General features: G+C 68.3%; 20 protein-coding genes. 4 read left to right on the top strand and 16 right to left on the bottom strand.

Annotated features, from left to right (window positions below):
* Positions 1-67: 67 nt before the first annotated feature.
* From E0W60_RS24565 to E0W60_RS24525, 9 genes are all read right to left on the bottom strand, one after another.
* Positions 68-793, bottom strand: a complete 726-nt coding sequence (locus E0W60_RS24565; protein ID WP_116318081.1) for an LrgB family protein — start codon at positions 791-793, stop codon at positions 68-70.
* Complete coding sequence (locus E0W60_RS24560) at positions 790-1,167, bottom strand: CidA/LrgA family protein (protein ID WP_133092272.1); 378 nt, start codon at positions 1,165-1,167, stop codon at positions 790-792. The genes E0W60_RS24565 and E0W60_RS24560 overlap by 4 nt, the downstream gene beginning before the upstream one ends.
* An 85-nt stretch (positions 1,168-1,252) precedes the next feature.
* Positions 1,253-2,506, bottom strand: coding sequence for a glycolate oxidase subunit GlcF (gene glcF, locus E0W60_RS24555; RefSeq protein ID WP_135705895.1), 1,254 nt, complete (start codon positions 2,504-2,506; stop codon positions 1,253-1,255).
* A 49-nt stretch (positions 2,507-2,555) separates the two neighbouring features.
* Positions 2,556-3,659 carry a glycolate oxidase subunit GlcE gene (glcE, locus tag E0W60_RS24550; protein ID WP_133092270.1) on the bottom strand — a complete coding sequence of 368 codons (1,104 nt, stop codon included), beginning with the start codon at positions 3,657-3,659 and terminating at the stop codon, positions 2,556-2,558.
* 50 nt (positions 3,660-3,709) lie between these two features.
* Positions 3,710-4,636 carry an ion transporter gene (locus E0W60_RS24545; RefSeq protein ID WP_135705894.1) on the bottom strand — a complete coding sequence of 309 codons (927 nt, stop codon included), beginning with the start codon at positions 4,634-4,636 and terminating at the stop codon, positions 3,710-3,712.
* Between the two features lie 10 nt (positions 4,637-4,646).
* On the bottom strand, positions 4,647-6,170 hold the full coding sequence (locus E0W60_RS24540) for an FAD-linked oxidase C-terminal domain-containing protein (RefSeq protein ID WP_135705893.1): 1,524 nt from the start codon (positions 6,168-6,170) through the stop codon (positions 4,647-4,649).
* A 218-nt stretch (positions 6,171-6,388) separates the two neighbouring features.
* Positions 6,389-6,904, bottom strand: a complete 516-nt coding sequence (locus E0W60_RS24535; protein WP_135706305.1) for a GNAT family N-acetyltransferase — start codon at positions 6,902-6,904, stop codon at positions 6,389-6,391.
* Between the two features lie 21 nt (positions 6,905-6,925).
* Entirely contained in the window at positions 6,926-7,816 is an 891-nt protein-coding gene (locus tag E0W60_RS24530) for a LysR substrate-binding domain-containing protein (RefSeq protein ID WP_022536516.1), read from the bottom strand.
* A gap of 10 nt (positions 7,817-7,826) precedes the next feature.
* Positions 7,827-9,257 (bottom strand): FAD-binding oxidoreductase, encoded by a 1,431-nt coding sequence (locus E0W60_RS24525; RefSeq protein WP_133092265.1) that lies wholly within the window; start codon positions 9,255-9,257, stop codon positions 7,827-7,829.
* 283 nt (positions 9,258-9,540) lie between these two features.
* Here E0W60_RS24525 and E0W60_RS24520 point away from each other — a divergent pair, with 283 nt between their 5' ends.
* From E0W60_RS24520 to E0W60_RS24505, 4 genes are all read left to right on the top strand, one after another.
* A complete protein-coding gene (locus tag E0W60_RS24520; RefSeq protein ID WP_135705892.1) occupies positions 9,541-10,095 on the top strand; it encodes a cob(I)yrinic acid a,c-diamide adenosyltransferase in 555 nt (184 codons plus the stop codon).
* A 247-nt stretch (positions 10,096-10,342) separates the two neighbouring features.
* Positions 10,343-12,286, top strand: coding sequence for a molecular chaperone DnaK (gene dnaK / locus E0W60_RS24515; protein ID WP_133092263.1), 1,944 nt, complete (start codon positions 10,343-10,345; stop codon positions 12,284-12,286).
* A 171-nt stretch (positions 12,287-12,457) separates the two neighbouring features.
* On the top strand, positions 12,458-13,603 hold the full coding sequence (gene dnaJ, locus E0W60_RS24510) for a molecular chaperone DnaJ (RefSeq protein WP_135705891.1): 1,146 nt from the start codon (positions 12,458-12,460) through the stop codon (positions 13,601-13,603).
* Between the two features lie 229 nt (positions 13,604-13,832).
* Positions 13,833-15,755: a chorismate-binding protein gene (locus E0W60_RS24505; RefSeq protein ID WP_135705890.1), complete on the top strand. Its 1,923-nt coding sequence runs from the start codon at positions 13,833-13,835 to the stop codon at positions 15,753-15,755.
* Between the two features lie 3 nt (positions 15,756-15,758).
* On the opposite strand, the gene E0W60_RS24500 is transcribed toward E0W60_RS24505, so the two are convergent.
* From E0W60_RS24500 to E0W60_RS24470, 7 genes are all read right to left on the bottom strand, one after another.
* Complete coding sequence (locus E0W60_RS24500; RefSeq protein ID WP_133092260.1) at positions 15,759-16,457, bottom strand: ATP-binding cassette domain-containing protein; 699 nt, start codon at positions 16,455-16,457, stop codon at positions 15,759-15,761.
* Entirely contained in the window at positions 16,454-17,152 is a 699-nt protein-coding gene (locus E0W60_RS24495) for an ABC transporter permease (RefSeq protein WP_133092259.1), read from the bottom strand. Before E0W60_RS24495 ends, E0W60_RS24500 begins: the two co-directional genes overlap by 4 nt.
* 4 nt (positions 17,153-17,156) lie before the next feature.
* Entirely contained in the window at positions 17,157-17,978 is an 822-nt protein-coding gene (gene panB / locus E0W60_RS24490) for a 3-methyl-2-oxobutanoate hydroxymethyltransferase (RefSeq protein ID WP_135705889.1), read from the bottom strand.
* Positions 17,979-18,084: 106 nt separating this feature from the next.
* Positions 18,085-18,726 (bottom strand): deoxynucleoside kinase, encoded by a 642-nt coding sequence (locus tag E0W60_RS24485; protein ID WP_135705888.1) that lies wholly within the window; start codon positions 18,724-18,726, stop codon positions 18,085-18,087.
* A 28-nt stretch (positions 18,727-18,754) separates the two neighbouring features.
* Positions 18,755-19,282 (bottom strand): 2-amino-4-hydroxy-6-hydroxymethyldihydropteridine diphosphokinase, encoded by a 528-nt coding sequence (gene folK / locus E0W60_RS24480; RefSeq protein ID WP_133092256.1) that lies wholly within the window; start codon positions 19,280-19,282, stop codon positions 18,755-18,757.
* On the bottom strand, positions 19,283-20,812 hold the full coding sequence (gene pcnB / locus E0W60_RS24475) for a polynucleotide adenylyltransferase PcnB (RefSeq protein WP_135705887.1): 1,530 nt from the start codon (positions 20,810-20,812) through the stop codon (positions 19,283-19,285).
* Position 20,813: 1 nt separating this feature from the next.
* Positions 20,814-21,488, bottom strand: a complete 675-nt coding sequence (locus E0W60_RS24470) for an HAD family hydrolase (protein ID WP_133092254.1) — start codon at positions 21,486-21,488, stop codon at positions 20,814-20,816.
* Between the last annotated feature and the right edge of the window lie 5 nt (positions 21,489-21,493).

Here is a 21,493-nt window from a genome sequence, read left to right as displayed (position 1 = left end):
GGTTGATGGGGAGTGAGGAGCTCGCATCATGCGCGGGGGCTGCTGACAGCGTGCTGTCAGGAGGCTGTCAGTGTGGCATCCACGCCGCCATCACCGGCACCAGGATCGCGGTCAGCACGCCGTTCAGCCCCATGCCGAGCGCGGCGAAGGCGCCGGCTTCCTGGTTCACCTGGAACGCGCGCGCGGTGCCGATGCCATGCGCAGCCACGCCGGTGGCAAAGCCGCGCACGCTGTAGTCGCGGATGCGCAGCAGGTTCAGCAGGCTGGTGGCGCTGACCGCGCCGATGATGCCGGTTGCCATCACCAGCACCGCGGTCAGCGACGGCAGGCCGCCGATCTTCTCAGCCACGCCCATCGCAATCGGGATGGTCACGGATTTTGGCGCCAGCGAGCGCACGGTCTCGGGCGAGGCACCCAGCAGCCAGGCGATGCCGACCGCCGATACCACCGCGACCACCGAGCCGGCCACCAGGCCGGCCAGCAGCGGGAACACATGGGTGCGCAGCTTGGGCAGCTGCATGTACAGCGGCACCGCCAGTGCCACGGTGGCCGGCCCGAGCAGGAAGTGCACGAACTGCGCGCCGTCGAAGTAGGTCTTGTACGGCGTGCCGGTGACGGTCAGCACCGTGACCAGCAGCGCCACCGCGATCATCACCGGGTTGGCCAGCGGCGAGAACCGCGACTTCTCGTAGATGCGGAAGGCAAAGACGTAGGCGAGCAGCGTGGCGGTCAGCCCGACCAGCGGGCTCGCGGCCAGGTAGACCCAGATCTCGTTGAGGCGTGGCGTCATCATGCCTGCTCTCCCTCCGCACCGGCGTTGGGCGCGCCGGTGCGCTTGCGCATCAGCATGCGCGTGACTACCGCGGTGGTGGCGATGGCGAGCCAGGTGGAAATCACCAGCGCCACCAGGATCGGCATCCATTCGCCTTCGATGCGGTTGGCGTGCACCATGATGCCGACGCCGGCGGGGACGAACAGCAGCGACAGGTGCTTGAGCAGTTCGCTGGTGGTGCCCTGGATGATGGGCAACAGGCGGTCGTCGAAGACGAGCCAGCCGAACAGCAGGATCATGCCGAGCACGGGGCCGGGTACGGGAAGGCGCAGCGCGTAGCTGATCACCTCCCCGACGGATTGGAAAACCAGCAGGATGGCAAAGGTCTGGAGCATGGGGGCGGTCGTGGTTGCGCATTTCGCCCCTCTCCCGCAAGCGGGAGAGGGGAGACAACCACGGCCTTGCTCCGGCCGGGGGATGTTATCCCAGCATCCGGTCGACCAGTTCGACCCAGTGCATCACCGGCGTATCGGTACCGCTTTGCAGGTGCGTGATGCAGCCGATATTGGCTGACACGATGGCTTCGGGCTGCGTGGCCTGCAGTTTGCCGAGCTTGTCGTCGCGCAGGCGGTAGGCCAGTTCCGGCTGCAGCACTGAATACGTGCCCGCCGAGCCGCAGCACAGGTGGCTGTCAGCGCAGAGTTTGACCTCCACGCCGAGGTCGGTCAAGAGTGCCTCCACCTTGCCGCGGATCTGCTGGCCGTGCTGCAGCGTGCAGGGCGGGTGGTAAGCGACGCGCCGGCTGTCGCGCGGCACCGCGCCGGCCAGGGCGTGCAGGTCGTCGGCAAAGTCCGGCAGGATCTCGGACAAGTCGCGCGTCAATGCGGAAACGCGTCGCGCGCGCTCCGCGTACTTTGGATCGTTGCGCAGCAAATGCCCGTAGTCCTTGACCATCGCGCCGCAGCCGGAGGCGGTCATCACGATAGCCTCGGCGCCGGCTTCGATATGCGGCCACCACGCATCGATATTGCGGCGCATATTGTCGAGGCCGCCGTCGTGGTCGCCGGTGTGGAAACGGATTGCCCCGCAGCAGCCCGCCTCGCGCGCCACCACCAGTTGCACGCCGACACGGTCGAACACGCGCGCGGTCGCGGCATTGATGTTGGGCGACATCGCCGGCTGCACGCAACCGTCGAGCAACAACATCTTGCGTGCGTGGACATTGCGGGGCCAGGTGCCGGCTTCGGCGGCTTGCGACAGCGCCGGCACCTTGTTGCGCAGCGCGCCCGGCAGCATCGGCCGCACCATCTGGCCAAGCCGCAGCGCGGTGCTGAACAGCTTCGGGCGCGTCAGCCCCTCGCGCAGCACCCAGCGCGCCATGCGCTGGCCGGCGGGGCGCTGGATGCCTTCGGCTTCGAGCTTGTCGTCGACCACCTTGCGGCCGATGTCGACCAGGCGCCCGTAGCGCACGCCCGACGGGCAGGTCGACTCGCAGTTGCGGCAGGTCAGGCAGCGGTCCAGGTGCAGGCGCGTGCTTTCGGTGATGGCATTGCCTTCCAGCACCTGCTTCATCAGGTAGATGCGCCCGCGCGGCCCGTCGAGTTCGTCGCCGAGCAGTTGATACGTCGGGCACGTGGCGGTGCAGAAGCCGCAATGCACGCATTTGCCGACGATGGATTTGGCTTCCTCGCCTTCGGGCGTGTTGCGGAGAAAATCGGCCAGGGTCGTTTGCATGGTGTGGGGAGGTCTTTGCCTGGGCGTGGGAACGCTTGGGTGGTCCGGATCAGAGTCCGGGATACATGCGCTGCGGATTGAAGATGCCGGCCGGGTCGAAGGTCGCCTTCAGGCGGCGGTGGATTGCCGCCAGCGGCGAGGCCAGCGGCGTGAACACGCCCACCGACTTGTCGCCGTTGCGGAACAGCGTGGCATGGCCGCCGGCGGCCTGGGCCACGGCGCGCACGCTTTCGGCATCGGTCCTGGTGGCGCCATCGGCGGGCAGCCACCAGCGCTGGCCGCCGCCCCATTCCACCAGTTGCTGGCCCGGCAGGTCCAGCGGCGCGGCGACCGGCGGCACCGCCAGGCGCCACAGCGCGCGGCCCGCGTGCGCCGGCGCGAAGAAGGCATGGGTCTGCTCGCGCAGCGATTGCCACAGCGCGGTGGCCACGGCGGCATCGACACGCTCGCCACCCAGTCGTGCGCATGCGGCGCGCACCGCCGCGGTGGCGCCTGCCAGGCGCACGTGCAGCACGCCGTCATGCCAGGCTGACGCGGCCAGCGGCAGCGGCTGGCCGCCCCACTGGTTCAGCTGCCGGATCGCATCGGCCTGCGCCAGCTCGAAGCGCAGCGTGGCTTCGTCGAACGGCGCGGGCAGCACCTTGAGCGACACTTCCAGCACCAGCCCGAGCGTGCCCAGCGAGCCCGCCAGCAGCCGCGAGACATCGTAGCCGGCCACGTTCTTCATCACCTGGCCGCCGAAGTTCATCACCTCGCCCTTGCCGTCCATCAGCTGCGCCCCCAGCACAAAGTCGCGCAGCGCGCCGACCGACTGCCGGCGCGGGCCTGACAAGCCGGCGGCCACCGCGCCGCCCAGCGTGGCCGCGCTGGCCTGGCCGGGCAGCGCGAAGTGGGGCGGCTCGAAGGCCAGCACCTGGCGCTTCCCGGCCAGCGCGGCTTCGACTTCCGCCAGCGGCGTGCCGCAGCGCGCCGTGATCACCAGCTCGGCCGGGTCGTAGTCGACGATGCCGGCGTAGGCGCGCGTGTCCAGCACCTGGCCTTCAGGTGCCTGGCCGTAGAAGTCCTTGCTGCCGCCACCGCGCAGCCGCAGCGGCGTGCGGGTTTCGGTGGCTTGCCTGACGGCGTCGCGGAAGGCGTCGAGGGTGGCTTGCATATGCGTGGGTGGTGCGTGGCTGATGAGGAGGAGATTGTTTCCGTCGCGGCTCAGGATCCGGGCTTGCCGTCGCGGCCGCCGGGGACTTCAGGCCTGTCGTTCTGGTAATCCGGCAGCGCGCTGCCGCAGTGCTTGCAGTACATCGCGTCGGGCTCGTGGCCCTCGGTCAGGCAATGGGTGCAGGTGCGCGTGGTCAGCGGCTTCTTCAGGATGCTTGCGGCCAGCTCGGCGCCGACGATGCCGGTGGGGAAGGCGATGATGCCGTAGCCCAGCAGGATCGTCAGCGAGGTGATGAACTGGCCCAGCGGCGTCTTCGGCACCATGTCGCCGAAGCCGGTGGTGGTGAGCGTGACCACCGCCCAGTACATGGCGAGCGGAATGCTGTGGAAACCGTGCTCGGGACCTTCGACCACATACATCACCGTGCCCAGGATCACGGTGATGATGAACACCGTGCCCAGGAACACGAAGATCTTGCGCCGGCTGTTGATCAGCGCGTTGTACAGGATCTCCGCTTCCTCGAAATACACCGTCAGCTTGAGGATCCGGAAAACGCGCAACAGCCGCAGCAGGCGCACGTCGATCAGGAAGTGCAGTTCCGGCACGAAGAACGCGAGCCACGTCGGCATGATCGAAATGAAGTCGATGATGCCGTAGAAGCTGAAGACATAGCGCCATGGCCTGCGCACCACGAGGATGCGCATCACGTACTCGGCCGTGAAGATCAGCGTGAAGCCCCACTCCAGCACGGTGAACAGCGTGCCGAGCCGGTCATGGACGGCGGGCAGGCTGTCGAGCATCACCACCATTACGCTGGCGACGATCGCGATCAGCAGCGCGACGTCGAAGATGCGCCCTTCGCGCGTGTCGGCCTCGAAGATGATGGTGTACCAGCGCTGGCGCCAGCCGGTCTCGGGCTGGCCCAGGCGCTGGCGGACCACCGCTTCCTGGTACTGGCGTCGGCGTTCGTTGGCCATGGCGCGGGCTTCAGAAGCGCGGCAGGTCCGGATGCGGCAGCAGTCCCTTCCTGACGTGCATCTTGCCGTATTCCGCGCAGCGCGCCAGCGTGGGGATGGCCTTGTCGGGGTTCAGCAGGCGGGCCGGGTCGAAGGCTGCCTTGACGCCGAAGAACGCCTCGCGCTCGCTGGGCGAGAACTGCACGCACATCGAGTTGAGCTTCTCCACGCCCACGCCATGCTCGCCGGTGACGGTGCCGCCGAGCTCGACGCACGCTTCCAGGATGTCGGCGCCGAACAGCTCGGCACGGTGCCATTCGTCCTGGTCCGAGCCATCGAACAGGATCAGCGGGTGCATGTTGCCGTCGCCGGCATGGAACACGTTGATGCAGCGCAGGCCGTACTTGCGCTCCATCTCTTCGATGCGGCGCAGCAGCGTGCCGATGTGCTTGCGCGGGATGGTGCCGTCCATGCAGTAATAGTCCGGCGAAATGCGGCCCGCGGCGGGGAAGGCATTCTTGCGCCCGCTCCAGAAGCGCAGGCGCTCGGCTTCGTTCTGCGAGACCACGATGCGGGTGCAGCCCGACGCCTTCAGCACCGCGCTCATGCGCTCGATCTCTTCCGCCACTTCCTCGGGCGTGCCATCGGATTCGCACAGCAGGATGGCGGCGGCATCGAGGTCATAGCCCGCGTGCACGAACTCTTCCACCGCGGCGGTGGCGGGCTTGTCCATCATCTCCAGCCCGGCCGGGATGATGCCGGCGGCGATCACGTCGGCCACCGCATTGCCGCCTTTCTCGACGTCGTCGAAGCACGCCATGATGACTTGCGCCAGCTGCGGCTTGGGGATCAGGCGCACGGTCACCTCGGTGACCACGGCCAGCATGCCTTCGGAGCCGATCACCGCGGCCAGCAGGTCCAGGCCGGGCGAATCGGGCGCATCCGAACCGAACACCACCACCTCGCCTTCCATGGTCACGGCGCGCACGCGCAGCACGTTGTGCACGGTCAGGCCGTACTTCAGGCAATGCACGCCGCCGGAGTTCTCGCTGACGTTGCCGCCTATGGTGCAGGCGATCTGCGAGGAGGGATCGGGCGCGTAGTAGAGGTTGTGGGGCGCGGCGGCATCGGAGATGGCCAGGTTGCGCACGCCGGGCTGGACCACCGCGGTGCGCGAATACGGGTCGACCGACAGGATGCGCTTGAACTTGGCCAGCGACAGCACCAGGCCCTCGGCGATCGGCATGGCGCCGCCGGACAGGCTGGTGCCGGCGCCGCGCGGCACCACCGGCACGCCCAGCTTGTGGCACAGGCGGAGGATTGCGCAGACCTGTTCCTCGGTGTCGGGCAGGGCCACGGCCATCGGCACCTGGCGGTACGCGGCGAGGCCGTCGCACTCGTAGGGCACGGTGTCCTCCGGCCTGGACAGCAGCGCGGCGTCCGGCAGGATCTGCGCCAGGCCGGCTAGCAGCGCATTACGGCGGCCTTCGGCGGTGGCCTGCGCGCCTGCGGTGCCTTCGGTGGCGAGGGTGCGGGCTTCGTGCGGGGCATTCATGGCGACTCCTGGACTCTGGTCGGGCCGGCGGGCGGCCCGCCGTGGGGACGGCTGACGGGACGGCTGACTATAGCGCAGCCCTCATGCCGCGGGCACCACCAGGCACGTGAATTCCGCATGGCAAGCCGATCAAAAATGCTCATCATGGCCAGGCAGGCACCGGCCCCGGTTTCAGCGTAGCACCGGCCGGCGAGTGCAGGAAATGCGGCGCCCCCGCCTCAGCGTGCCGGGGCCGGCAGCCGCAGCACCATGTCGAGCTTGTCGTAGAAGTGCGGCGCGACATACAGCGCGTCGGGCTCCAGGCCGAAACGCTCGAAGCCAAGCGATTCGTACAGCCGCACCGCACCGGCGCTGCCGGCATTGACGCACAGGATCACCTGGCGCACGCCTTCCATGGCGGCGGCCTGCTCCAGCACGCGCTCCATCAGCGCGCGCCCGAGCTTCCTGTCGCGCCAGCCCGGCGCCACATACATACCGAAGATCGATGCCTTGTGCCAGTGCTTGCGGCGCGGCTCGCGCATGATGCCGACCACGCCGGCCAGTGCGGTGCCGTCGAAGGCGCCGTATACGGCCTTGTCGGCGCTCGGCGCGAGGCGCTGCGCCACCACTTCCGGCGACAGGTCCCGTTCTTCTTCCAGGCTGGCGGCAAAGGCTTCCGGCGCCTCGGCCAGGCCCTGCAGGCGCAGCGCATGGAAGGCTTCGGCATCGGCGGGGGTCAGCAGCCGGATCTCCAGGTTCTGCATACGTGCGGTCTCCTACCAGTCCAGGCTTAGCAGCCAGTCGACGAAATAGCGTGCCTCGGGCTTCAGCGGCGCCTGCTCGCGCTCGACGATGTAATAGCCGTGCGGCGATACCGACTCGATATCGAGCAGCCGCACCATCTGCCCCAGCGACAGCCAGTGCCGCGCCATGCGCTGGCGCACCAGCGCCACGCCCTGGTTGGATGCGATCGCTTCCAGCATCAGGCCGATGTCGTTGAACTGCGGCCCGGTCTGCGGCTCGGGCCAGTCCAGTCCGGCGGTCTCGAACCACGGCTTCCACGGCTCCAGCGGGCTGCGCAAAAGCACCAGGCCATGAAGGTGCTCGGGTTTGGTGATGGCGCGGCCGTTGACGCGCTCGTAGTATTCGCGCCCGCATGCCGGGAACACCGGTTCGACCAGCAATTTCGTGGTCTTCAGGTCGGGGTAGCGGCCGGTGCCGTAGCGGATCTCGACGTCGGTGTCCTCGGCCTTGACGTCGAGGAACGGGATCGCCAGGTGCAGTTCCAGGTCGATATGCGGGTACAGCGCGCCGAACTCGGGCAGCCGCGGCACCAGGTGCTGGCGCCCGAACGTCGGCGGGATCGCCACGCGCAGCCGCGTGCGCAGCTTGTTGTACTCGGGCCGCGCCAGCTCGTTCAGCGACTTGAGCGCGTCCTGCACGTTACGCAGGTAGCGCGTGCCGGCCGCGGTCAGCCGCAGCGCGGCGTTGGCGCGCACGAACAGGTCTTCGCCCCACAGCTCCTCGAGGTTCTTGATGCGGTGCGATACGGCGCTGGGCGTGACCGACAGCTCCTCGGCCGCGCGCGCGAAGCTGCCCAGGCGCGCGGCGGCCTCGAAGGCGATCAGCAGGTGCAGCGGCGGGACGCGGTTGAACATGGAAGCCATGCCGGCCGGTTCAGTGCGCGCCGCCGCGCGTGGCACTGAAGATCTTGCCCGGGTTGAGGATATGGTTGGGATCGAGCGCGTCCTTGATCACGCGCATCAGGTCGAGCGCATCCTCGCCGTGCTCCTTCACCAGGAAGCGCTGCTTGTGCAGCCCCACGCCGTGCTCGCCGGTGCAGGTGCCGCCCATCGCCAGCGCGCGTTCGACGATGCGCTGGTTGATGGCCTCGGCCTCGGCCATTTCCTCCGGCTTGTCCGGGTCGACCAGGATCGCCACGTGGAAATTGCCGTCGCCGACGTGGCCGACGATCGGGCAGGGCAGGGCGGAGGCGTTGAGGTCCTTTTCGGTTTCGGTCACGCACTCGGCCAGGCGCGAGATCGGCACGCACACGTCGGTGGTGACCGACTTGCAGCCGGGCTTGAGCTGCAGCATCGCAAAGTACGCGGTATGGCGCGCGTTCCACAGCCGGCTGCGGTCCTCGGGGCGCGTGGCCCACTCGAAGCCCTGGCCGCCGTGCTCGGCGGTGATCTGCTGCACGGTCTCGGCCTGCTCGCGCACGCCGGCCTCGGTGCCGTGGAATTCGAAGAACAGGTGCGGCGTCTCCGGCAGCGTCAGGTTGTCGTGGCGGTTGATGGCGCGGATCGCCAGCGCATCGACGAATTCAACACGCGCCACCGGCACGCCAAGCTGAATGGTCTGGATCACGGCCTGCACCGCGCTGCCCATGCTGGGGAAGGCGCACACCGCGGCCGAGATCGCCTCCGGCTGCGGGTAGAGCCGCACCGTGACCTCCGTGATGATGCCGAGCGTGCCTTCGCTGCCGATGAAGAGGCGGGTCAGGTCATAGCCGGCCGACGACTTGCGCGCGTGCGTGCCGGTGCGGATCACGCGGCCATCGGCGGTTACCACGGTCAGCGCCAGCACGTTCTCGCGCATGGTGCCGTAGCGCACCGCGTTGGTCCCGGAGGCGCGCGTCGCGCACATGCCGCCCAGCGACGCGTCCGCGCCCGGGTCGATCGGGAAGAACAGGCCGGTGTCCTTGATTTCCTGGTTCAGCTGCTTGCGCGTGACACCGGGCTGCACGGTCACGGTCAGGTCCTCGGGCTGCACCGCCAGCACGCGGTTCATCTGCGACAGGTCGAGGCTGACGCCGCCGGCGACGGCCAGCAGGTGCCCTTCCAGCGACGAGCCGGCGCCGTAGGGAATGAGCGGCACGCCGTGGTGGTTGCACAGGCGCGCCACCTCGGCGACTTCGTCGGTGCTGTGGGCGAACACGACCGCATCCGGCGCGGCCGGCGGGAACGGCGATTCATCGCGCCCATGGTGCTCGCGCACGCCCGCCGAGGTGGTGAAGCGCTCGCCGAAGCGCGCCGCGAGGGCTTCGCTGAAGGCGGGCGGCAGGGGGCGGCGTTCGAGCGCGGCGGGCGGCGTGGGGTGGTTCATGCGGGTCTCCGGCGGGTCGGCGCGGCGAGGTTGCCGGCGGTGGCGTTCCGGTTTTGTGGTCCGGAAAGGCAGGCGGGGCGCGACCCGGTTGGCGAATGGACGAATAACGGCATTCTACGCCGCGCGGCGGCTCATGCACCCTTGGCCGGCGCCGGGCTGGCCGATAGCCGCACAAGCGGGCGGAAGCGGGGGCAGCCCCTCGCGCGCATGGCGCATCCCTGCGCTCCGGCGCGATAATGCCCCATTTCCCCCCCACACGCTTACCAGCCAAGAGGAGACCGGCATGGGCAACCGCCTGTCCAAGATTGCCACCCGCACCGGCGATGCCGGCACCACCGGCCTGGGCGACGGCACCCGCACCGGCAAGGACAGCCTGCGCATCGCCGCCATCGGCGACGTCGACGAACTGAACTGCCACGTCGGCGTGCTGCTGACCGAGACGCTTCCCGACGACGTGCGCGCCGCGCTGCTGCATATCCAGCATGACCTGTTCGACCTGGGCGGCGAGCTTTCCATCCCCGGCTACACCCTGCTCAAGCCCGAGCAGGTGGCGCAGCTCGACACCTGGCTGGCGGACTACAACGCCAACCTGCCGCGGCTGGCCGAATTCATCCTGCCCGGCGGCAGCCGCGCCGCGGCCCAGGCCCACGTGTGCCGCACCGTGTGCCGGCGCGCCGAGCGCGCGCTGGTGGCGCTGGGCGCGGCCGAGCCGCTGAACGAGGCGCCGCGCCAATACCTGAACCGGCTGTCTGACCTGATGTTCGTGCTGGCGCGGGTGCTGAACCGGGCCGGCGGCGGCTCCGACGTGCTGTGGCAGCGCGACCGGCAGGGAGGCTGAGTCGCGGCCAATTACGCAGCAAGCCAGGCAGGAAGCCAGGCGGCAAGTTAAGTCGGCGGCATTTTTTTGTCGCCGGCCGAGGGCTTGGGCTCAAGCCCCGGCCGCAAATGCCGTTGAGGAAACGCAAAATCCGAGAAATTTACTCGGATTTGCCGTTTCTGCCCTTGAAAAGACCCCGGGCGGCCACATTTCGGCCTCAGGTTGAATTGCAGCCGCGCGGATGGCGATGGCTCAAGAGGAGAGAATAATGGGTAAGATCATCGGTATCGACCTCGGTACCACCAATAGCTGTGTGGCGATCATGGAGGGCAATACCCCCAAGGTCATCGAAAACTCGGAAGGTGCTCGCACCACCCCGTCGATCATCGCCTACATGGAAGACGGCGAGATCCTGGTCGGCGCGCCCGCCAAGCGGCAGGCCGTGACCAACCCGCGTAACACGCTGTACGCGGTCAAGCGCCTGATCGGCCGCAAGTTCGAAGAGAAGGAAGTCCAGAAGGACATCGGCCTGATGCCGTACTCCATCGTCAAGGCCGACAACGGCGACGCATGGGTGTCGGTGCGCGACCAGAAGCTGGCGCCGCCGCAGGTGTCGGCCGAAGTCCTGCGCAAGATGAAGAAGACGGCCGAGGACTACCTCGGCGAGCCGGTGACCGAAGCCGTGATCACGGTGCCGGCGTACTTCAACGACTCGCAGCGCCAGGCGACCAAGGACGCCGGCCGCATCGCCGGCCTGGACGTCAAGCGCATCATCAACGAGCCGACCGCGGCCGCACTGGCTTTCGGCCTGGACAAGAACGAGAAGGGCGACCGCAAGATCGCCGTGTATGACCTCGGCGGCGGTACCTTCGACATCTCGATCATCGAGATCGCGGACGTTGACGGCGAGAAGCAGTTCGAAGTGCTGTCGACCAACGGCGACACCTTCCTGGGCGGCGAAGACTTCGACCAGCGCATCATCGACTACATCATCGCCGAGTTCAAGAAGGACCAGGGCGTCGACCTGTCCAAGGACGTGCTCGCGCTGCAGCGCCTGAAGGAAGCCGCGGAAAAGGCCAAGATCGAACTGTCGAGCTCGCAGCAGACCGAGATCAACCTGCCGTACATCACGGCCGATGCCTCGGGTCCGAAGCACCTGAACCTGAAGATCACCCGCGCCAAGCTGGAGTCGCTGGTCGAAGAGCTGATCACCCGCACCATCGAGCCGTGCCGCACCGCGATCAAGGACGCCGGCGTCAAGGTCAGCGACATCGACGACGTGATCCTGGTCGGCGGCATGACCCGCATGCCCAAGGTGCAGGAGCAGGTCAAGGAGTTCTTCGGCAAGGAAGCGCGCAAGGACGTGAACCCGGATGAAGCCGTGGCCGTCGGTGCCGCGATCCAGGGCTCGGTGCTGTCGGGCGACCGCAAAGACGTGCTGCTGCTGGACGTGACGCCGCTGTCGCTGGGGATCGAGACCCTGGGTGGCGTGATGACCAAGATGATCACCAAGAACACCACCATCCCGACCAAGCATGCGCAGGTGTTCTCGACCGCCGACGACAACCAGCCGGCCGTGACCATCAAGGTGTTCCAGGGCGAGCGTGAAATGGCCTCGGGCAACAAGCTGCTGGGCGAGTTCAACCTGGAAGGCATTCCGCCCGCAGCGCGCGGCACGCCGCAGATCGAAGTCTCGTTCGACATCGACGCCAACGGCATTCTGCACGTGGGCGCCAAGGACAAGGCCACCGGCAAGGAAAACCGGATCACCATCAAGGCGAACTCGGGCCTGTCGGAAGACGAGATCCAGCGCATGGTCAAGGACGCCGAGGCCAACGCCGAGGAAGACAAGAAGGCCCGCGAGCTGGCTGATGCCCGCAACCAGGCCGACGCGCTGATCCACTCGACCAGGAAGGCCGTCACCGAATACGGCGACAAGCTGGAAGCCGGCGAGAAGGAAAAGATCGAAGCCGCGATCAAGGAACTGGAAGACGCCGCCCGCGGCGGCGACAAGGCCGAGATCGATGCCAAGGTCAACGCGCTGTCGGAAGTCAGCCAGAAGCTGGGCGAGAAGGTCTACGCCGACATGCAGGCCAAGGCCGGCGAGCAGGGCGCAGCGGGTGCGGCAGGTGCCGGCGCGCAGCAGCAGGCCCAGCCGCAGGACGACAACGTTGTGGACGCCGAATTCAAGGAAGTCAACGACAAGAAGTAATCGGGACACGCGGGCGGCGGTGCAGGCACTGGCCGGCACCGCTCCCGCCCCGACGCCGGGCGCGGCCATCGGACCCAGCGGGAAACCGCCGTCGGATGCCTCGCTCGGCTTTTTTGCTATTCGCCGGTGGAGCGCCGCATGCGCGTGCCGGCCAAAAAGGTTTGAGCCACCATGGCAAAACGTGACTATTACGAAGTGCTCGGGGTAGGCAAGAACGCGAGCGACGACGAAATCAAGAAGGCTTATCGCAAGCTCGCGATGAAGTACCACCCGGACCGCAATCCGGAGGGCAAGGACGGCAAGGTCGCCGAGGAAAAATTCAAGGAGGTCAAAGAGGCCTACGAGATGCTTTCCGACTCGGAGAAGAAAGCGGCCTATGACCAGTACGGCCACGCCGGCGTCGACCCCAACATGGCCGGCGGCTTCGGCGGCGCGCAGGGCTACGGCGGTTTCGCCGAAGCCTTCGGCGACATCTTCGGCGATATCTTCGGCCAGCAGCAGGGTGGTCGCCGCGGCGGCGGCGGCCCGCAGGCCTATCGCGGCGCCGACCTGCGCTACAGCATGGAGATCAGCCTGGAGCAGGCCGCGCACGGCCACGAGGCGCAGATCCGCGTGCCGCACTGGGACGACTGCGACCACTGCCACGGCAAGGGCGCGGAGCCGGGCTCCAGCGTCGAGACCTGCCCGACCTGCCACGGCGCCGGCCAGGTGCGCGTGTCGCAGGGCTTCTTCACCATGCAGCAGACCTGCCCGAAGTGCCACGGCAGCGGCAAATTCATTCCCAAGCCGTGCACCAAGTGCCACGGCCAGGGCAAGCTGAAGTCGCAGAAGACGCTGGAAGTGAAGATCCCGGCGGGCATCGACGAAGGCATGCGCATCCGCTCGTCGGGCAACGGCGAGCCGGGCATCAACGGCGGGCCGCCGGGCGACCTGTACGTGGAAGTCCACATCAAGCAGCACGCGGTGTTCGAGCGCGACGGCGACGACCTGCATTGCCAGATGCCGATCTCCTTTGCCACCGCGGCGCTGGGCGGCGACCTGGAAGTGCCGACGCTGAACGGCAAGGCCACCTTCCCGGTGCCCGAGGCGACGCAATCGGGCAAGACCTTCCGCCTGCGCGGCAAGGGCATCAAGGGCGTGCGCTCGGGCTATCCGGGCGATCTCTACGTGCATGTGAACGTGGAGACGCCGGTCAAGCTGACCGAGTCGCAGAAGGAACTGCTGCGCCAGTTTGACCGCTCGGTGCACGAGGGCGGTTCGCGGCATAGCCCGCAGGAGCAATCATGGCTGGATAAGGTGAAGAGTTTCTTCAGCTGATCCGGCCTGGCGGTATGAGACCGGCCACGTGAGAGCGTGGCCGGTTTTGTTTTTGGTGCGGCGCTGTCCCTCAAAAAGCCGCCGGTTTTCTCCCCTCTCCCGCCTGCGGGAGAGGGGCCGGGGGAGAGGGCAGGCGCCTCCATCGCCCACCACCCCGTCGCGCGCGATAATGCATCCTAGTACTTCATGCCGGCCGTGCCGGCAGTCCAGTTTTCCCTGACGATTTCCCGTGGTAGCCAGCATCCAGCCCCCGCTCTTACCCCTGGCCCCTCTCCCGCAAGCGGGAGAGGGGAGCACGCCCTCAGCCCAAGGAGAGGTCTTCGTCCTTCTCGATGACGCCACTGCCCCGGTGCCACAGGCCGCATCGCGTCTCTACACCAGCTTCCTCCACGAAGACGTACTGCCCGCTGGCAGCGATACCGCCCGGCTCGACGCGATGCTCGCCGAAGGTTGGCGACAAGGCTGGCACGCCACGCTGTTCGCCCCTTACGAGTTCGGCGGCGCGCTGGTCGACGCCCCGGTCCACACCGGCGGGACGATGCCGTGCCATGACGGTGCGCTGCGCCTGCTCTGGTTCCGCGAGCTGCGCCACCTCGACGGCGCGGCCGTGACTGAATGGCTCCAGGGTAACGCCACACCTGCGCCTGCCGGCCTGATGGACGTCGCCTCCGATACTCCGCGCGAAGCCTTCGACGACGCCATCGCCCGCATCCACCAGTGGATCGAGGCCGGCGACACCTACCAGGTCAACTACACCCAGCGCCTGCGCTTCCATGCCTTCGGCGATCCGCTGGCGCTGTACGCCGCGCTGCGCGCTGCGCAGCCGGTGCCCTACGGCACGCTGGCACGGCTGCCGGGCGACGCCTGGGTGCTGTCGCTGTCGCCGGAGCTGTTCGTGCGCCACGACGGCGGCGGCCACCTGCTGACGCGCCCGATGAAGGGCACCGCGCCGCGTTCGGGCGATGCGCAGCGCGACGCGCAGGCCGCGGCCGCGCTCGCCGCCGATGCCAAGAACCGCGCCGAGAACGTGATGATCGTCGACCTGCTGCGCAACGACCTGGGCCGGATCGCGCAGCCGGGCAGCGTGGCGGTGCCCGAGCGCTTTGCCGTGCAGCCGTTCGGCGCGGTACTGCAGATGACCTCGACGGTCACCGCCACGGCGCGTCCAGGGACCGGCTTCGGCGCGCTGATGGCGGCGCTGTTCCCATGTGGCTCGATCACCGGCGCGCCCAAGCGCCGCACCATGGAGATCATCGCCGCGCTGGAAGGCACGCCGCGCGGCCTCTACACCGGCGCGATCGGCTGGATCGATGCCCCGCAAGCCGGTGCCGCCATGGGCCCGTTTGCGCTGTCCGTGGCAATCCGCACCCTGGTGCTGGCGCCGCCAGCGGCCAGCGGGCTGCGTTCCGGCGAGATGGGCGTCGGCGGCGGCATCGTCCACGACAGCGTGGCCGCCGAGGAATTCGCGGAATGCGGCTGGAAGGCGCGCTTCCTGACGCGGCTCGATCCCGGCTTCACGCTGTTCGAGACCATGCGCGTGCAGGACGGTGAATGCCTGCACGCGGACCGCCACCTTGCGCGCCTCGGAAATTCGGCGCGTGCGTTCGGGTTTGCCTTCGATGCCGACGCTGCACGGGCAGCGGCGGTGACGCAGGCCGGGCAACTTGGCGCCGGTACCTGGCGCCTGCGCATGGCGCTGGACAAGGCGGGCACGCTGTCCTTCTCCAGCGGCGCGGTTGTGCCGTTGCCGGTGCCCGTCACGGTCGACCTGGCGCCCGAAACATTGCCCGACGTCGATCCGTTGCGCCGCCACAAGACCAGCGCCCGCGCCGTCTACGACGCCGGCTGGCAAGCCGCGGAGCGCGCCGGCGGCTTCGACCGCCTGTTCTTCAATACCCGTGGCGAGTTGCTGGAAGGCGGGCGCAGTTCGGTCTTCGTCCGCATCGATGGCCGCTGGCTGACGCCGCCGCTGTCGGCCGACATCCTGCCCGGGGTGATGCGCGCGGTCGTGCTGGAGCAAGGCGGCGCGGCACTTGGCGCGCCCGGTGAAACGGTAGAGGAGGGCGTCATCACTCGTGCCATGCTGGCGCGTGCCGACGCCGTCGTGGTAGTCAGTGCACTGCGCGGCGCAATGCCGGCAACGCTCATCTAGGCGCTACGGGTGATGCGTGTCCAGCACGCCGTCGCCCAGCTTCCAGCGCACCACGCCCGGCAGGTTGATCAGCTCGCGGTCGTGGCACACCATGATCACGGTGCGGCCTTCGGTGGCGAGGTCGCGCACCAACGCAATCACCTGTTCGCGTGCATGGCCGTCGAGACTCGAGGTCGGTTCGTCGAGCAACAACAGCTCCGGCTCCAGCACCTTGGCGCGCGCCAGCGCCACGCGCTGGATCTCGCCGCCCGACAGGTATTCGGGCGCGGTGTCCTGCAGGTGTGACACGCCGGCCCAGCCCAGCGCCTCGCCCACGCGCCGCGCGATCTCGTCGTGCGGCAGGCGGCGCGCATGCAGGCCGTAGGCGATGTTCGCGCGCACCGAAGTGCGGAACAGGTAGGGGTGCTGGTGCAGATAGGCAATGCGCTGGCGCACCGCCAGCGGCAGCGGATCGAGCGGCGCGCCATGGGTCTGGCCGTTGGCATCGGTCCATTGCACGGTGGCGCCGGGCGCGCGTTCCAGCCCGGCCAGCATGCGCAGCAGCGTGGTCTTGCCGGCGCCATTCATGCCGGTCAGCACGATCGCGGTGGCGCGCGGGATCAACAGCGTGTCGATGGCAAACAGGCGGCGCAGGCCGATGGTGCGGGCCAGCCCGCGCACGGTCAGCAACGGGGAGGCCGGTGGTTGGGATGCCGCTGTCATCGCCGGAACCCTCCTGCGCCCTGCAGCCACGCCATGCCGATATTGACCAGCAGCGCCAGCGCCACCAGCACGATGCCCAGCGCGATGCCCTGCGCGAATTCGCCCTTGCTGGTTTCCAGCGCGATCGCGGTGGTGATGGTGCGGGTCGAGCCTTCGATATTGCCGCCGATCATCAGCGCCGAACCGACCTCGGCGATCACGCGCCCGAAGCCCGCCACCACCGCCGCCATCAGCCCGAAGCGCAGCTCGCGCAGCACGGTAAAGAAGGTGCGCCAGCGCCCGGCGCCCAGCACCCACGCGGTTTCGCGCAGGCGTACATCGGCACCCTGCAGCGTCGACAGCGCAAACGCCAGCACCACCGGGAAGCCGATCACCGCCTGCCCCAGCACCATGCCCGACGGCGTGAACAGCAGGTGCAGGCTGCCCAGCGGCCCCTGGCGCGTCAGCAAGAGATAAAGGATCAGCCCGACCAGCACGGTCGGAAACGAGAGAAAAGCCTGCACCACCACCACCACCGCGCGCCGCCCCGGGAACTGCCGCGTGGCGATCAGCCAGGCGGCGGCGATGGCGGGCACGGTGGCGAGCGCCAGTCCCAGCACCGCGATGGCCAGCGAGGTCCAGACGATGAACCACAGCCCCGCGTCGCCGCTGCCGAGCAGGCGGAATGCGGCGGCGGTGGCGGCAGCGATCTCCACCGGGTCAGGCGGAGAAGGTGTGCTCGGGAGCGGGGAAGCTGCCGTCCTTGACCGCGGCCACGTAGGCACGCACGGCGCCTTCGAGCGAGGTCTGGCCTTCCATGAAGTTGCGCACGAACTTTGCCTTGCGGCCGGGGTAGACGTTGATCATGTCCTGCAGCACCAGCACCTGGCCGGTGCAGTCGGCGCCGGCGCCGATGCCGATGGTCGGCACCTTCAGCAGCTGCGTGATCTCGCCGGCGAGCTTGGCCGGCACCGCTTCCATCAGCACCACCTGCGCGCCCGCTTCCTGCAGCGCCAGCGCGTCGCGCTTGAGCTGCGCGGCGCCCGCGTCGGTCTTGCCCTGCACCTTGAAGCCGCCCAGCGCATGCACCGACTGCGGCGTCAGGCCGATATGCGCGCACACCGGGATGCTGCGCTCGACCAGGAATTTGACGATAGGCGCGAGCCAGTCGCCGCCTTCGAGCTTGACCATCTGCGCGCCGGCCTTCATCAGCGTGACGGCGCTGGCAAACGCGGTTTCCGGCGTTGGGTAGGTGCCGAATGGCAGGTCGGTCACCAGCATGGCGGTCTGGTTGCCGCGCGCCACGCATTCGGAGTGGTAGGCCATGTGTTCCAGCGTCACCGGCAGCGTGGTCTGCTGGCCCTGCATCACGTTGCCCAGCGAATCGCCGACCAGGATCATCTCGACGCCGCAGTAGTCGAGCAGCGCCGCGAAGCTGGAGTCGTACGCGGTCAGCATGGCGATTTTCTCGCCGGCGTCGCGCATCGCCTGCAATTTGGGGATCGTGATGGTCTTGCGGGAGGGGTCGAGGAGGTAACTCATGGCAGTGCCCGAAGGTGACGGCGGGTTGTGCCGCTAAACCACCCGCGATACCACGCAGGGCAACGGCTGCCGTCGTTATTGTGTTGTGGCTGGCAGGCGGGGCCTGTCAGGGCGCAGCGAGATTGAGAAAGGCCTTGCGGCCGCGCATGATTTCAATGCGCGACAGTAGTGTACGGAAATCGTCATCGTTGTCCACCGGATTGAAGTGGGCGGTATCGACGACCAGTACCGGGGCCTCGTCGTAGCGGTGGAACAGTTCGCCGTAGGCGTCGGCCAGCCGCTGCAGATAGTGTTCGTCGATGCCGGCCTCGCCCGGCTCGCCGCGGCGCACGATGCGCTCGCGCAGCAGCGACGGCGTGGCCTGCAGCACGATGACCAGGTCGACCCGCTGCGGCGGCAGGCTGAAACGCGCGGTAATGGCGTCGTACAGCGCCAGTTCGTCAGGCGCCAGCGTCAGGGCCGCGTGCAGGCGGTCCCTGGCCATCAGGAAATTGCTGACCATGCGCTGGCCGGCCAGCAGCGCGGCCTGCCATTGCTGCAGCTGCACGGCGCGCTGCGTCAGGCACCACAGCTGCATTGCCAGCGCGTGGCGCGCGGGATCGCGGTAGAACGGTTCCAGGAAGGGGCTGCGGCGCGCGCAGTCAGGCAGCTCGTGCGCCTGCAGCGTGTGCGCCAGGCGCTGGGCCAGCGAGGTCTTGCCCGATCCGACGGGGCCTTCGACGACGATGCGGCGCAGGTGGTCGAGCATGGCGCTTTGCGCGGATGACCCGGGAGCCTCAGCCGTTGCTGCCGGCCCTGCCTTCGGCCTGCAGGCGCAGGCACTTGCAGGTGGAGACTTTCTCGATGCGCTGGGACGTCACGCCGGCCAGGAAGTCGGCGGCGCGGCCGCGCCCGGGGATCGACAGTTCGGCGTCCAGCTCCACCAGCGGCACCAGCGTGAAGGCGCGCTCGGTCACGCGCGGATGCGGCACGGTCAGGTGCTCGTCGTCGTATTGTTCGTTGCCGAACACAAGGAGATCCAGGTCGAGCGTGCGCGGCGCGTTGCGGAACGGGCGCTCGCGCCCGAACTGGTCCTCGATGTGGTGGCAGATGCGCAGGAGCTGCGACGCGGTGAACGAGGTCTGCACCTTGACCACCGCGTTGTAGTAGTCGTCGCCGCCGGCATCGACTGGCGCGGTGCGATAGAGCGAGGAACGCGCCAGCACCGTGATGCCGACCTGCTGGGCCAGGCACACGATGGCGTCCTTGATGGCCTGGCGGGCATCGCCCAGATTTGCGCCGATGCCGATGAAGGCGAGAGTCATTTACGTTTCCTCCGGCTGGCCGGGGCCGGCATGTGCTGCCTGGCCCGCGTCCGAGTCGCTCCGGGAAGAAACTTTATCCGATTTCCGCGGACTGCGTCGGCGGCGCTTCTTGCGCGCCGGGCCTTCGCCTTCCGCACCCTGGGCTCCGCCCTGGCCGCCACCCTGGCCCCGCGCGCCGCGCACGGCGTCGATCAGGTCTTCGCGCTCATGTGGCTCGGCGTTCTGGAAGTCCTGCCACCAGGCGGCCAGCTCTTCCGGCAGCTCGCCGGACTGGCAGCGCAGCTGCAGGAAATCGTAGCCGGCACGGAAGCGCGGCGACTCCAGCAGGCGGAACGGCATGCGGCCGACGCGCTTCTCGAAGCGCGGCTGCATGCCCCAGATATCGCGCATGTCGGTGACGAAACGGCGCTGGATCGCCAGCTGGCCGGTCTGCTTTTCGAGCACCGAATCCATGGCGCTGTTGAGCGCGGCGATGGCGTGCTCGCCTTCGTCGCGCAACTGGTTCCAGCGCTGCAGCACGTGGTGCCACAGCAGCGCGGCAAACAGGAAGCCCGGCGACACCGGCTTGCCGGCCTGCACGCGGCGGTCGGTGTTATCCAGCGCCAGCTGCACGAAGCGCTGGCCCATGGGCTGCTCCAGCGCCACGTCCAGCAGCGGCAGCAGGCCCTTGTGCAGGCCCGCCTTGCGCAGCTCCTGCAGCGAGGCCCAGGCGTGGCCGGACATCAGCAGCTTGAGCATCTCGTCGAACACGCGTGCGCTGGGCACGTTGTGGATCAGCTCGGCCAGGCTGGCGACCGGATGGCGCGTGGCCTCGTCGATATCGAAGCCGGTCTTGGCAGCAAAGCGCACCACGCGCAGCATCCGCACCGGGTCTTCGCGGTAGCGCGTGGCCGGGTCGCCGATCATGCGCAGCGTGCGGGCGCGGATGTCTTCCATGCCGTGATGGTAGTCATGCACGGTCTGCGCGGCCGGGTCGTAGTACATCGCGTTGATGGTGAAGTCGCGGCGTTCCGCGTCTTCGGCCTGCGAGCCCCACACGTTGTCGCGCAGAACGCGGCCCGAGGCGTCGATCGCATGGGTCTTGCTGTCGAGCTCGGCGCGCTTCAGGCGGCGGCCTTCGGGCAGGGTCTCGCTGGCGATGGCGTCGACCAGCGCACGGAAGGTCGAGACCTCGATGATTTCCTGCTCGCGCCCGCCGTAGAAGGTCACGTGCACGATCTGGAAGCGGCGGCCGATGATGCGCGAGCGGCGGAACAGCGACTGCACCTGCTCGGGCGTGGCATTGGTGGCGACGTCGAAATCCTTGGGCTTGATGCCGAGCAGCAGGTCGCGCACGGCGCCGCCGACGATATAGGCCTGGTAGCCGGCCTGCTGCAGCGTCGAAGTGACCTTGACGGCATTGCGCGACAACAGCGTGGGGTCGATCTGGTGCTCGTCCACGTTGACGATGCGCGGCGTATGGGCGCGGCCGGTGCGGCGCTGCTTGGGGCCGGGCTTGCCCAGCAGCCTGGTAATGAGCTTCTTGATCACGTCAGAACAGATCCATGATGCGCCAGCCGGCCGCGGCGGCGTGGTGGCGCAGGCGATCGTCCGGATTGGTGGCGATCGGCTCGGAGACTTTTTCCAGCAGGGGCAGGTCGTTGGCCGAGTCGCTGTAGAAGGTGGTGGTCTCGAAGTTGTCCCAGGTCGCGCCCTGGGCCTTGAGCCAGGCTTCGACGCGGGTGATCTTGCCTTCGCGGAAACTCGGCACGCCGAAGACATCGCCGGTGAACTGGCTTTCCGGCTTGCCGTCGACGGTGGCGGGCTCGGTCGCGATCAGGTGCTTGATGCCGAAGGCGGCGGCGATCGGCGCCGTGACGAAGCTGTTGGTGGCGGTCACCACCGCGCACAGGTCGCCGGCCTCGATGTGCTTGTAGACCAGCGCGCGCGCCTGCGGCGTGATCACCGGGTCGATCACCTCGTGCATGAACTGCGCGCGCATGGCGTCGAGCTTGTCGCGCGGGTTGGCCGCCAGCGGCCCCAGCGCAAAGCGCAGGAACGCCTGGATGTCCAGCGTGCCCGCCTTGTAGTGGTTGTAGAACTCGTCGTTCTTCTGCCGGTAAATTTCCTCGTCGACGATGCCCAGGCGGACCAGGAAGCGGCCCCATTCGTGGTCGCTGTCGGTCGGGATCAGGGTGTGGTCGAGGTCAAAGAGTGCCAGATTCATGGGGC

Source organism: Cupriavidus oxalaticus, from assembly GCF_004768545.1.
GTDB classification, from domain to species: Bacteria; Pseudomonadota; Gammaproteobacteria; order Burkholderiales; family Burkholderiaceae; genus Cupriavidus; species Cupriavidus oxalaticus_A.
Note: the sequence above shows the minus strand (reverse complement) of the source record. Positions and strands in the feature narration are given on the sequence as shown.

Coding starts and splice junctions, on each gene's coding strand:
- E0W60_RS24545 (WP_135705894.1), bottom strand. CDS start 4,636: ATGGCCAACGAACGCCGACGCCAGTACCAGGAAGCGGTGGTCCGCCAG.
- folK (WP_133092256.1), bottom strand. CDS start 19,282: ATGACTCTCGCCTTCATCGGCATCGGCGCAAATCTGGGCGATGCCCGC.
- E0W60_RS24525 (WP_133092265.1), bottom strand. CDS start 9,257: ATGAACCACCCCACGCCGCCCGCCGCGCTCGAACGCCGCCCCCTGCCG.
- E0W60_RS24470 (WP_133092254.1), bottom strand. CDS start 21,488: ATGAATCTGGCACTCTTTGACCTCGACCACACCCTGATCCCGACCGAC.
- E0W60_RS24500 (WP_133092260.1), bottom strand. CDS start 16,457: ATGACAGCGGCATCCCAACCACCGGCCTCCCCGTTGCTGACCGTGCGC.
- E0W60_RS24540 (WP_135705893.1), bottom strand. CDS start 6,170: ATGAATGCCCCGCACGAAGCCCGCACCCTCGCCACCGAAGGCACCGCA.
- panB (WP_135705889.1), bottom strand. CDS start 17,978: ATGAGTTACCTCCTCGACCCCTCCCGCAAGACCATCACGATCCCCAAA.
- E0W60_RS24520 (WP_135705892.1), top strand. CDS start 9,541: ATGGGCAACCGCCTGTCCAAGATTGCCACCCGCACCGGCGATGCCGGC.
- E0W60_RS24485 (WP_135705888.1), bottom strand. CDS start 18,726: ATGCTCGACCACCTGCGCCGCATCGTCGTCGAAGGCCCCGTCGGATCG.
- E0W60_RS24560 (WP_133092272.1), bottom strand. CDS start 1,167: ATGCTCCAGACCTTTGCCATCCTGCTGGTTTTCCAATCCGTCGGGGAG.
- E0W60_RS24565 (WP_116318081.1), bottom strand. CDS start 793: ATGATGACGCCACGCCTCAACGAGATCTGGGTCTACCTGGCCGCGAGC.
- glcF (WP_135705895.1), bottom strand. CDS start 2,506: ATGCAAACGACCCTGGCCGATTTTCTCCGCAACACGCCCGAAGGCGAG.
- dnaJ (WP_135705891.1), top strand. CDS start 12,458: ATGGCAAAACGTGACTATTACGAAGTGCTCGGGGTAGGCAAGAACGCG.
- E0W60_RS24530 (WP_022536516.1), bottom strand. CDS start 7,816: ATGGCTTCCATGTTCAACCGCGTCCCGCCGCTGCACCTGCTGATCGCC.
- glcE (WP_133092270.1), bottom strand. CDS start 3,659: ATGCAAGCCACCCTCGACGCCTTCCGCGACGCCGTCAGGCAAGCCACC.
- dnaK (WP_133092263.1), top strand. CDS start 10,343: ATGGGTAAGATCATCGGTATCGACCTCGGTACCACCAATAGCTGTGTG.